The organism is Iodobacter sp. CM08 (assembly GCF_033446605.1).
Taxonomy (GTDB): domain Bacteria; phylum Pseudomonadota; class Gammaproteobacteria; order Burkholderiales; family Chitinibacteraceae; genus Iodobacter.
This window is the reverse complement of sequence record NZ_JAWQUO010000052.1, coordinates 18767-30033: the sequence shown is the minus strand read 5'-3', so window position 1 is coordinate 30033 and position 11267 is coordinate 18767. Positions and strand designations below refer to the sequence as shown.

At 46.8% G+C, this 11267-nt stretch carries 17 protein-coding genes; 4 read left to right on the top strand and 13 right to left on the bottom strand.

What is annotated here, in order from left to right; genetic code table 11:
- Window positions 1-97 precede the first annotated feature (97 nt).
- The 4 genes from R6242_RS20500 to R6242_RS20485 all read left to right on the top strand — a co-directional run bounded on the left by R6242_RS20500 (window position 98) and on the right by R6242_RS20485 (window position 3126).
- On the top strand, window positions 98-520 hold the full coding sequence (locus R6242_RS20500) for a hypothetical protein (protein ID WP_318430471.1): 423 nt from the start codon (window positions 98-100) through the stop codon (window positions 518-520).
- Between the two features lie 261 nt (window positions 521-781).
- Complete coding sequence (gene dtd / locus R6242_RS20495) at window positions 782-1234, top strand: D-aminoacyl-tRNA deacylase (protein ID WP_318430469.1); 453 nt, start codon at window positions 782-784, stop codon at window positions 1232-1234.
- Window positions 1235-1487: 253 nt separating this feature from the next.
- Entirely contained in the window at window positions 1488-1775 is a 288-nt protein-coding gene (locus R6242_RS20490; RefSeq protein WP_318430467.1) for a hypothetical protein, read from the top strand.
- 1 nt (window position 1776) lies between these two features.
- Complete coding sequence (locus R6242_RS20485) at window positions 1777-3126, top strand: MATE family efflux transporter (RefSeq protein ID WP_318430465.1); 1350 nt, start codon at window positions 1777-1779, stop codon at window positions 3124-3126.
- A gap of 14 nt (window positions 3127-3140) precedes the next feature.
- Here R6242_RS20485 and R6242_RS20480 read toward each other — a convergent pair whose 3' ends face one another.
- The 13 genes from R6242_RS20480 to R6242_RS20420 all read right to left on the bottom strand — a co-directional run bounded on the left by R6242_RS20480 (window position 3141) and on the right by R6242_RS20420 (window position 11248).
- Window positions 3141-3386 carry a hypothetical protein gene (locus tag R6242_RS20480; protein WP_318430463.1) on the bottom strand — a complete coding sequence of 82 codons (246 nt, stop codon included), beginning with the start codon at window positions 3384-3386 and terminating at the stop codon, window positions 3141-3143.
- A 137-nt stretch (window positions 3387-3523) separates the two neighbouring features.
- Complete coding sequence (locus tag R6242_RS20475) at window positions 3524-4117, bottom strand: DJ-1/PfpI family protein (protein ID WP_318430462.1); 594 nt, start codon at window positions 4115-4117, stop codon at window positions 3524-3526.
- Window positions 4118-4166: 49 nt separating this feature from the next.
- A complete protein-coding gene (locus R6242_RS20470; RefSeq protein WP_318430461.1) occupies window positions 4167-4643 on the bottom strand; it encodes an ASCH domain-containing protein in 477 nt (158 codons plus the stop codon).
- A 92-nt stretch (window positions 4644-4735) separates the two neighbouring features.
- On the bottom strand, window positions 4736-5191 hold the full coding sequence (locus R6242_RS20465) for a hypothetical protein (RefSeq protein ID WP_318430459.1): 456 nt from the start codon (window positions 5189-5191) through the stop codon (window positions 4736-4738).
- 132 nt (window positions 5192-5323) lie between these two features.
- The gene (locus tag R6242_RS20460; protein WP_318430457.1) at window positions 5324-5932 is read right to left on the bottom strand and encodes a hypothetical protein; all 609 of its coding nucleotides are present in this window, start codon (window positions 5930-5932) and stop codon (window positions 5324-5326) included.
- A 65-nt stretch (window positions 5933-5997) separates the two neighbouring features.
- The gene (locus R6242_RS20455) at window positions 5998-6648 is read right to left on the bottom strand and encodes an SGNH/GDSL hydrolase family protein (protein WP_318430455.1); all 651 of its coding nucleotides are present in this window, start codon (window positions 6646-6648) and stop codon (window positions 5998-6000) included.
- A 111-nt stretch (window positions 6649-6759) separates the two neighbouring features.
- Window positions 6760-7200 carry an aminoglycoside 6'-N-acetyltransferase gene (gene aac(6'), locus R6242_RS20450; RefSeq protein WP_318430453.1) on the bottom strand — a complete coding sequence of 147 codons (441 nt, stop codon included), beginning with the start codon at window positions 7198-7200 and terminating at the stop codon, window positions 6760-6762.
- A 104-nt stretch (window positions 7201-7304) separates the two neighbouring features.
- The gene (locus tag R6242_RS20445) at window positions 7305-7787 is read right to left on the bottom strand and encodes a GNAT family N-acetyltransferase (RefSeq protein ID WP_318430451.1); all 483 of its coding nucleotides are present in this window, start codon (window positions 7785-7787) and stop codon (window positions 7305-7307) included.
- A gap of 286 nt (window positions 7788-8073) precedes the next feature.
- On the bottom strand, window positions 8074-8385 hold the full coding sequence (locus tag R6242_RS20440) for a hypothetical protein (RefSeq protein ID WP_318430449.1): 312 nt from the start codon (window positions 8383-8385) through the stop codon (window positions 8074-8076).
- Window positions 8382-8990, bottom strand: coding sequence for a hypothetical protein (locus R6242_RS20435; RefSeq protein WP_318430446.1), 609 nt, complete (start codon window positions 8988-8990; stop codon window positions 8382-8384). The genes R6242_RS20440 and R6242_RS20435 overlap by 4 nt, the downstream gene beginning before the upstream one ends.
- A 3-nt stretch (window positions 8991-8993) precedes the next feature.
- Complete coding sequence (locus R6242_RS20430) at window positions 8994-9533, bottom strand: PAAR domain-containing protein (RefSeq protein WP_318430443.1); 540 nt, start codon at window positions 9531-9533, stop codon at window positions 8994-8996.
- 198 nt (window positions 9534-9731) lie between these two features.
- Window positions 9732-10667, bottom strand: a complete 936-nt coding sequence (locus R6242_RS20425) for a DUF2726 domain-containing protein (protein ID WP_318430441.1) — start codon at window positions 10665-10667, stop codon at window positions 9732-9734.
- Window positions 10668-10747: 80 nt separating this feature from the next.
- Window positions 10748-11248, bottom strand: a complete 501-nt coding sequence (locus R6242_RS20420) for a hypothetical protein (RefSeq protein WP_318430439.1) — start codon at window positions 11246-11248, stop codon at window positions 10748-10750.
- Window positions 11249-11267: the final 19 nt, after the last annotated feature.

The following is an 11267-nucleotide window of genomic DNA, read 5'->3' as shown; positions in this document are numbered from 1 at the left end:
CCCCTTTTGCATCTGGATTGGGTTGATTGCCATGACGACCACTCCACAAAAGAACGTTCGTTCACCTTAGGCCTTTTAGGTGGTTTGAGCAAGGAGGTTGAGCAAGAGACATAATCAGGTAAATCTATTTAAGCGGCTTAGGCAACAAACAGCTCAACCACAAAAACGGGGCCGCAGCACCTTGCGCTCGGCTGCAAACATAGAAATTGAGAAAACAGTTTTATTAAGCCCAAACTCAGCGCTACCACCTAGCGTGGTACGTAAAGATCTATTTGATTTAAAATTCCGTATCCAAATGGCAAAAATGTCTGGGCTAGCTCGCTACTTTGGCAAATTAGAACAACCATTGCTACTTGAAAGCATCCTTGCAGATTTAGATAAAATGGCTAACTTGCACCCGCAATTATCTACCAAACTAAAAAATGATTTACTCAACATCCACAATCCTGAAGAGGCCAGCTCAGCACAACGCTTTGCTGAAGCGGCTCGCTCTGCACGCAGCAGCCAATATAAAAATTAACATCGTACTTAATTTATCCTTATAAAAGTGGACCTGATTATGCCTCTTGCTCCATTAACTCTGTGCAAATGGATTTCTTAAGTGTTGAGCTTGGTTTTTGAATTTGTAGGCCAGTTGCCAACCCACATTTTGTTCAACGTCGATCAAAGGTTGCACCCGCCCTACGATATTTATAATGAGATTGAGCAAGAGGCATAATCAGGAAAATGGAACATTAAAGCCAAAGAATTGTCTATCGTTGATGATATCTAGAGAATCAAAATGCGCGTATTAATTCAAAGAGTTAGCCAAGCCAAAGTAAGCGTTGCAGAGCGTATATCTGGCCAAATTGCCCATGGCCTATTAGTTTTGATTGCGATTGAAAATAACGATACAGAAAACGATTTAAACTGGGCCGCCAATAAAATATGCAATTTGCGTATTTTTGAAGACGATGAGCAAAGAATGAATCGCTCGGTATTAGATACCCAAGGTGATATTTTAGCCGTATCGCAATTCACGTTATTTGGCTCTTATAGCAAAGGGAATCGCCCCTCTTGGGGCAAGGCAGCTAAAGGCGAAGTTTCTGAGCCACTGTTTAACGCCATGGTACTCAAGCTTAGCCAGTTGCTTGGCAAACCCGTTCCAACGGGTGTGTTTGGGGCCGATATGCAAGTAGCGCTGATCAATGATGGGCCCATCACCTTAATGATCGATTCAAAAAATCCTGAATAAAGCGGCTTGACAGCAAGCAGACTCGCCGCCAGAATGAAACACACAGCGCCGAGTTGATTTTGCCAGCTTGCGGGCGCTTTATAAATGCAGCTAAAGCGCCCTAACCCGCGCTTGCGGGTTTTTTTGTTTTACGCGCCAATTAATCGACAACTTGCGAGGCGCGCCCTAGGGAAAATATCGCTAAAGCGTTGGCCGCATCCAATTTAAAAAACCTTGCGACCAGCTTCCCACTATGTGAATTAGGAATGCTGCCATGTACGACTGCCTAGCCCCAGAATTAACTCAAGTTGCTCGCGAAATTCACCCCGCTCTGCGTTGGAAAAAACAAAGCTGGCTGCGCCTAAGTGCCAAGCGCAACACCTCGCCACTATCACTTTCCAAAGCTTTTGCCGCAGCAACAAGTCTAGGCTTTAGCACGCAAACCATAGCTAATGGCAGCGTGGTGGTGCTTGATGTGAGCTTGCAAGATGCGCTGATGTTCAATCGCCGCTACCCTGATTTACTCTCCGAATACGAGCCGACCAATCCATTTTGTAGATGATATGCATAAAAGACTAAGCGATATTCGCGCCACTTGGCATCTTGCATGGCCCATCGCCATTGGCCAGCTTGCCACCTCTGGCACAGCATTTATCGATGCAGTGATGGCAGGGCATGTCTCAGCGGGTGATTTGGCGGCGGTATCGGTTGGATCTTCGATTTGGGTCACGATGATGGTGACGCTAATGGGATTTTTGCTGGCAATTAGCCCGCTAGTGGCGCAAAAAATTGGCGCTAACGATCTAAAGCCCATCCCAAATTTAACCCAACAAGCCCTCAGGCAAGCCCTGCTGCTATCGCTGATCGGCCTGATATTAGTCCGTTTTTTGCTGCCAATTTTTAACCACCTAGGGCTTGAGCCTATCGTTGCATATAAAGCTGGCGAGTTTTTAAAAGCAGTCAGCTGGGGGCTACCGGCTTTTGCCTGTTACCGCGTTTTATACTGCTATAGCGCAGCGCTAAATCAAACCAAGCCCATGATGGTGATCTCCATCTTCTGCCTGCTGTTAAATATACCTTGCAACTGGGTGTTAATTAATGGGCATCTGGGCTTTCCTGCCTTAGGTGGCGTGGGATGCGGCTGGGCAACGGCTTTTTGTGTGTGGGTTAACTTTCTGCTGTTAACAGCTTGGGTGCGTTATGCGCCAGTCTACAAAGATACCCACCCATTTCGCGCATGGCAAAGCATAGACTGGGCAGCGCAAAAACAACTACTTAGGCTGGGCTTACCCATCGGCATGATGTTCTTTGTGGAAGTCAGTGCGTTTAGCCTGATTGGCCTACTGATTGCCAGTCTGGGTACCGTTACCGTGGCGGCGCACCAAATCACACTTAATTTTTCATCGCTCACCTTTATGGTGCCGATGGCGCTTGGTACGGCGCTAACAGTGCGCGTGGGTCATGCGATAGGCGCTGGAGATTATAAAAACGCCCGCTTTATTGGCCAAAGCGGGATTCATATGGGCCTATTTATTGCCCTATTAACTGGCACATCAATGATTTTTGCCTCGCGCTTTATCGCAGGCTTTTACACCAGCGATACCGTTGTGCTGGCTCTGGCCAGCCAACTGCTGGTGCTAGCGGGCTTCTTCCAGTTTTCAGACGCCACACAAGTGGTGGTAGCTGGCGTATTGCGCGGCTATAAATCAACCCGTGGCCCTATGCTGATTCACCTCACCGCATTTTGGGTGATCGGCATTCCACTAGGCTACTTCCTGACTTTTGGCACGGCCACCATTCCGGGCCATGGCGTGCAGGGCTACTGGATCGCCCTAGTCGCCGCCCTAACCTGCGCCGCACTATCGCTGATGGCGCTGTTTCGCAGGGTCAGTTTGAAACAGCTGGCAGCCTAAGTATTGGTTTTTTATCACCGCCCCACCCAAACCGTATGGTTTGGATGATGTTCCATAATGGTTTCTACTGCACCTTCAATTCCGGCACTATCCCTAGGCTCTAGCGTGTAGTTGAAATTCGAGACCTCGATACCTTCCGCCCGCAAAGTTGCCAGCTCCTCACCGGAAATCACGCCCGCCGAAACCCATAGCTGCGTGCCCACTAGACCAAGGCTGACATAGCTCTCAAACGCACCGCGTGAAATCGCAAAAAATACCACAGAAGACTCCTAGCGTGAGGCTACCAGCACGTAGGTTGGGCAAGCTTTATCTGCCCAACGAGTTGCGGTACGTAATTAGATTGTTGGGCTGATAAAGCTTTAGCCCAACCTACCGTGCTATTTTTGGCAACTCAAAATCAAGCCAAATACATCGCAATATTCTTCATTGCTCTCGCCACGTATTCTTCCTTTTCCCCTACTGGCGCTACGTAATAAAGCGCTTCTTTGGCAGCATCGATGCCCGCCGTTTTAGCAATTACCCATGTGGCAAGATACGGTGCGGCAAAGCAACCACCGGCGGTGGCGATATTATCTTTGGCATAAAAGGGTTGATTCAGCACCTCAACACCCGCCTCGATCACCCAAGGCTTAGTGGTGAGATCGGTACAGGCAGGAATCGCCCCCAAAAGACCCAACTTCGCCAACACCAGCGCTCCCGAGCATTGAGCGGCAATCAGCTGCCGGCTAGGATCTAGTTTTAGCTGCGCCATAATTTGCGGATCATTAATCACCTCGCGGGTTTTAGAGCCACTTCCCACCAACACCGCATCTGCACTTGCCACCTCATCCAATAAACTCTGTGCATGGATCGTTACCCCATTCAAGGAAGTGACGGTCGCCTCCGGACAGCAAATGCTGACCCGCCAGCCCGGCACTCGCTTAAGCACACCAAGCGCGACAAAAGAATCAAGCTCATTGAAACCCTGAAAAGTAAGAATGGCGACATGCATAGCTAATCCTTATGCAAAAGACAGAGAAGAAGACCTAAACCCAATAAAGCTAAGCCGCCACGGGCAGAATATGCAGCACTTCAAAAATGCAACATACAACCGGCATGCTCTCCGCAGGCTGGCGACCTAGCTGCTCGCATGCTCGTGCAAAGAACCCCCAATGCGCCTGACGCCAGTATTCCAAAGAGCCATCGCCTTCACCCTCAATCGCGGCGTATTCGGCAGTCACTTCTGAATACGGCACGATATAAGTGCTCACAACACGCGTAATCAGCGCTGGCTCATTATGGTGATCAAGCACAATCTGCAAATCGCCCACACATGGCACAGGCACTTGATCCGCTTCATGCCCCCACAACAAACCAGTGCCTGCACGTTTTTTGCCTTCGCGAATTAACGCTAACAGCTCTTCGGATAGCTCCGGCGAATCGCCATAGCCATCTATAAAAACTGGGCCATCTGGCAAAGAAATACCCAGAGCATTTAACTTTGACAGCACTTGCGAGAGCGGAGGAAAAGCTTCCATGGTTTGCATCCTATTGATGAACTACGCGATTGGCACAGCGAATATGACCAAGCCACCTAAAGAAAACTCGCTTTTTTCACAAAAACCAGTACTTACGTTTTTGGCCGTAACTTCAACCAAGCACTATTAGAAGCCCCCTTTCCTTCAACTAAGAAAACTGCGGTTTGTGGAGTAAATGGCGTTTTAGGCGCAGGCGTAAAATCCCCAAAATAACGGCGATGCAATTCTGTATGCACAATCCGCCCCTTTAGACGAAAAACCATCAGCATGTCCCCTTCGTCTACGGACTCGATCTTGAACACCGATTGACATTCAGCGGCAGTAAGCATCAAGCGTTTACACACCTCGCTTGTGCTCTGATGGGGGCCAAAAAGAAAAAACTCATCCCATGTAAATTTTGTCAGTTTGGCTATTTCTACCTGCGTACTCTTCTTATGACGAAGCTCTTTATTCAATGCCCGTCCGACCTCACCGCTCTTTAGATAGCAATAAACATCCCCACAGCCTGATAGCAAGAGAACAAAAAAAATGATGAGTAAGGCTCGCATTGGAATCCTGAGACATGGGACATAAGGAAACTAAATGAAAAACTAAAGGCAAGAGCACAGGGCTGTTTGATAAAGCTAGCCCATCCTTCAGGGCTTCAAAACCATAAAATTAAGGAGGAGTTAGGCTCCATTTCAGCAGCAAACAAAAGCAATCCCAATAGATGCAAGCGCGGCAACAAGTTTCGGGTGAGCAAGAGCTGATTCGGAGATGTAATGCCCCTCCCCCTGCATTACAGCACTATCTGCTTCCCCGCCACTTGCCCGAATGGCGTCAAGAAAAGCATCTGCTTCAAGCCAAGGATCATATTCCCCCGAAATGACCAGAAACCTTGTAGCAGCCTGGCAGGCAACAATCGGCACCAAAGCACTAGGTGCAATCGCAATATGGATACTTGCCTGTGAACCAAAATCAGCAAGCAAACCACAAACCCCGTCAGCACCAAGGCTGTAGCCAAACACAGCACTTACCTCGTAGTGTTTTCTAAGCTCAGCCATTAGCTGTGCAAGACGTTCGGCGGACCAAGTCAGCCCAGCCTCCAGCTGAGGGCAAATCACATCCGCGTTAACAGTAAGGCGGCCTTCTTTAAGCGCGGCAGGAAGGCCATACCTAGAGACCAAAGAAAGATCATCCCCACGCTCCCCTATGCCATGCAGCCAGACCATACAACGCGCCGACTTTACCCCTAGCTTCTGAGGAAAATTTAATAGCCTGAAATACTCAGAAAGCTGCACGCTATGCATTTAAGTAAGGCCTTTTCAAAGGTAAAAGTAAGCTAAAGCGCAATTTTTAAAACCATATATCCAACTCAGGCAAGTTTACAGCTAGGCGCTGCCTCATCAAAAACCCCCAACGCACGGAAAAGAGTATGCGCCAGCAGGATATGGCCACGGGCATTGGGGTGAAAGGCGTCGGCCATATAGACGGGCAACTTTGCGGCGAGGGCTTCCCACACGGCGGCGTGATCGATCAGGGGTACGGCCAGCTCTGCTGCCAGGCTGTGCATCGCCGCATTGTATTGTGGCAGCGTCAACGCCCGCTCGGGGGCCTGCCCCGGCAGCACGGGAGTAACGGTCTGCAAAATCACCTCGCCACCCCAGCCTCGCACGGCGGAAATCATCGAGGCTAGATTGGCGCAGAATTCGTCCAGCGGCACATATTGCCCATCTGCCAGCCTGCTGTTGCAATCGTTCATTCCGGCCATCAGCAGCAGTACATCCGGCTTAAAGCGTGCCACGCGCAGGGGGAAATGGCCCAGCATCTGCCGCGTGTTATGCCCAGAGCACGCCGTATTGAGCACCACATCATCCGACCGCTCCAGCTCAAAACGCAGCCGCTCGGTAAAGTGCTCGCTAAAACAACGCGCGCCCGCTGTATGCAGCACACCATGAGTGATGCTATCGCCGTAGAACAGCCAGGTGCGCGCAGCGGACGATTGCAGCAAGCTAGGTAACATCATGGCGATTCCGTAAGTGCGTCAGTTTTTTTAGCAAATAAACAGCGACGGCTTTGATAGCAGTGATCCGGTGGGGATTGATATTTATGCAGGGCGTTTTAACACAAGCCCGCATCACAGCGCTTTTTTGAAAAACACCACCCGCTCAGTTTCATTAAAACCGAGTGATTGATGTATGGCATGGCTCTGGGAGTTGTCTATTGCAGCATCAGAGGCCAATTCCTTACAACCATGCTCTTTAGCCCATTGCTCGGCGGTGGCAACCAGCTTAGCCGCAATACCACGCCGTCTGGCGCTTGGCTCAACGTAGATTCCTTCAAGAAATGCAACCGGCGAAGACTCCGTGCCATTTACATAATCGCCCCGCACCGCAAGCTCAATAAACCCAAGCGCCCTGCCTGATTGATCGTATTCCACAAATTGGGCAAAACGCTGCGGGGACGCCAAAAACAACGCCATTTGTGCCAAGTGCTCAGCATTTGAGCAATCAGGCCAAAGCGCTGCCCGAAGATCAAGCCAGCCCGGCTGATTAAGAGATTTACAGGGAGTGATCATTTCAATACCTAAAAAAATGCAGTGTGCTGATAAGTACTTAGCTCTATTCCTATTTCGATCCTTGCAAGGATAGTGACGGCCAAATAAGCCTGCCTAAAATGATGTCAGGCATTTTTCTGGTAACGCACGATATGCATCCCATCCTTAATAAAATCAATTTTCCCCGTTTTCTTGTAGCCTAATTTTCCATATAAATAGCAACTTCCCGCCTCTTCCAGAATAGTATCAAGCTGCCATCCATTTCTTGGCTTGTATTTGCTTTCGATAATTTCAAATACTTTCTGTGAAATGCCCTTATTTCTGTACTCTGGCAAAATAAAAACCGGAGAAATACGGCATATTTCTTCCTTATTATTCTGCTGTATTCTGATTGCACCTACAAGTACAGAACCAAAATAAATAAGGAAGTATGTAGAATTAGCCTGATTCATTCTGGCTATAAATTTTTCTATAGGTTCTGCGGCGGGGCTTAATTCAAAATCTTGATACCGATCTAATAGACCCTTAAATGATACCAATTGCATTTGATAAATTATTTGTGCATCGGCAAGTGTTGCTTCAACTATGTGAACCGTATTTTCATTCATTATGTTCCTACTCCCTCGCACAAAGGGGCGGTCTGGCAAAATGCACAAGCAGCACGTAGGTTGGGCAAGCTTTATCTGCCCAACGAGTTGCGGTACTTAATTAGATTGTTGGGCTGATACTAACAATTTAGAAAGTAAAGTTATATTTTTATGAAATTAGGCTATATCTTTAGCTATTTTTACACTGTATTTTAGGAAAACGCATTTATCTACAAATGATATTTATTTCTAAACGCTTAGTAAAGCCTTAGCCCAACCTACCGTGCTAATGATCGTAACCCCTCATTTATCCAGCATATGATAAGAACCAGAAAAATTGCAGGCTGGGAAATACAATTAGATTTACAAGGCAAATAATTAATCTGCTGTTTTTATCTTTAATTGCCCAAAGAGCAGCAAGTGCAATGCTGGCTAACCATGCAATGAATAGCCAGTTTGATGTTGTCAAGGCGGGAGATGGAAGCGGTATATCCGTTACATAGTCGGAAGTCAGCCATGCCTTCTTACGAAAAACCCCTGATGCAATGATTAACCCGAACTGAAATAAGTTTAATACAGTAAATCCAAGCCTGGCTGAGGTACTAAATCTTTTGCTCACTGTGACACCTTAGGGTATTCAATGGTTTTAACAACACGGTTTGAGCGTTTTAATACAGCTAATTGCTCTTTTGGGGAAACAGGAAACGGTAAAAACCTTGGGTCATGGGCCAGCACTCCAACTAACTCAAGAACATCTGCAACATTGCTGCTGCAGCTGTTACTAAATATGCTGTAGTCCGTATCCTTTGAGTTTTTCTGGCGGGCCTGAGAGTCGGCAGCCACTCGTCGCTTTAATTCTGTCAATACGACAGCCTTTTCTCTTTGGGATAGTCTCAAAATAACGCCTACCGAGTTCCTAGAGCCACGTTGCCCAGTTGATACTTGCCCATTTGGCAAACTCTCTCCGCCATTTATGTATTTGTTCTTATCGATTACCGCGTATTTTTCGTGAGCGCGGCTGTAAACAACACCATCAATATCAATAGCTGCGTGCCCAAATATTGAACCAGGATTGACCCCGATATTCTCTCCAACAATCACTTCAATTGTTTCTCGGGCAACCAATATTTTCTTTATTTCGTCATTTTCTTTACTAGTGGTGGTTTTGTTGGCAACAAGGATTAATTCTTTTCCTGATGGTGAGGTTAAGGTTTGATTTGGCATTGATCAGCCCTCTAAGTAAATTTTTATATTTTCAGCTTTAGCAACAGAAGCTAAAAGGTGTGTATGCCCATCTTTGTCTGTTTCTCCGTGCTCGACATCCCCATTTTCTCGCTCGATAGCATAAGCATGATTAGCTAAAGGAGTTTGTGTTGAATCATCGATTAGCTGGTATTTGTCGTCAAAAATAAGCGCCATTATTGCAAGTGTAGTGGTGGCAGCAATGATGTTTTCTTTTGCTGTAGCCGCTATTTTACTGCGAGAAGCAGTACCACTGCCTTCATAAGCACGGCCGACCTCCGGCATGGAGGATATTAACACCGCACCGCAAGAGGTCTTATGGCCTTCCAACGCGACCGCTTTACCGCCTACTGCCCACGTAGGGTCACCCTCAACGATAGGGCAAACACCGTGTCCAGGTACTGGACAGCTCACTTTATCCCCAAGTAGGGCAACGGGCTTACCGAACATATTCGTCGTTGATGCGCCACTAAGCACTACACCACCATGACTTGTTTGGTCACCTAAACGTATTACTCTTTTCATAACTGTTTCAGTTTAGGAGTCATTAAATACAACGATCTTAAATAGCACTTGTTATTTTCACAATAAATAAACATACCAGCACGTAGGTTGGGCAAGGTTTATCTGCCCAACAAGTTGCGGTGCATGTCAGGTAAAGTCTTAGTTCAACCTACGTGTTATTGACGAAGAGAGTTAATGAGTGCCCCCAATTTTTTTCTCTCACATACCACGCATAATTTCAAGAATTAACTCTTTAAATTTTGCTGTAGATATCTCGCTGGACTTGTGAGGGCGGATTCTTATGAGTTTGGCATTAGCAGCCCTAAAGATATTGTCTTTCATCTTGTCATTATGTCTGGCGCGATCGCTGTCATGAAAAGAGCTATCTAGCTCGATGAAATACTTCGGCTCATATCCATGCCTTGTGTCGAAAACAACTGAATCTATTAAAGCTTTAAAAAAATATTCCTTCTCTTGGGGCGAGAGCTGGTTATCTATTGCCTTAAAGTCCAAGATAGTGCTCAGCGCAATATTCGGGTAAGGATGATATGTCGGAAAAGCATCCCGCACTGCTTCAAAGAAACACTGCTCCATATTGGATTTGAATAGATTGATAGTCTTTGGTTTACCTGAGCTGGTTTCGGTTGCCTTAACTGATACGTGTTGCCTCTTGGCGTCCGCGACAACCTCTGGCTTGTTGCTCTGAAACTCTCGAATAACCCTCTTCGCGCTTTCTCTATGCTGATTAGATACGGCATAGTTAAACAGTGAGTCGCTTTTTAGTTCTGTTAACAGAGATATTTTTTTATCAACAAATGTATCAACAAACGACCGTGAAAACGAATGCTGATTAAGATCAATAATCAGCCCAGGAAATTCGTATGCCTTTTTTCTTTCGCCAGGCATCAACTCGTCTGTCTCACGAAAAAATTCAGATTCAAACAGCTGAATTGCATGAGACATTATTGGATTCGAACCTATAATCTTCGAGTTTCTATACATCAATTTTGAAATGACAATCCAATCTTTTTTGGCCAGCAATTGAAATAACTCTTCTGAATCGAATGACATAAATCCTCCCAATTCATTTAATGTGGGGATCACCGGCGCAGGGTTTGCAATCGGCAGATTCTCTGTTGCACGTAGGTTGGGCAAGGTTTATCTGCCCAACAAGTTGCGATGCATATCCAAATGTTGGGCTGGTAAAGCTTTAGCCCTGCCCTGACCCCAGTTATTTAGTTTTTTGGAATCATTTTTAAAGCTGCCTCACGCTCTTCGTGCAAAGCTAAGGCGAACACGGAACTATGCCTCGCCATGTGGTTAAGCACAGGCCCATGACTTTCCTGATTCTTCTTGATCCTCATGCGTGCCGCATAGGCAGGCTTGACCCTCTTGTAAATATCAAACCACCAGTCGTTTCCATGCTTCTTAACAATTCTCGCCTTGTTCGCATTAAAACGTTCTTTCCCTTGCGGGCTATCAATGGACGCGAGGACACTTGCCCAGATCATCCGCCGGTGTAGATCAATTGGCTTCCACTCCCGATTTTTAAGGTCTGCCGCCACAACGGGATGAATTAGTAGCTTCCCCTCGCTAACCATCCGCTTAATCCAAAGCGGCTCCGCAGATCTGAAGGCTTCCGCTCGCTGATCCCTAGGTAAATCCTTGACGCAAGAAGACCACTCATCAAGATAGTCCTCTCCTACGAGTCTGTTAATCGCGGATAACAAATCCATTATTCCATCCCCATCCCAA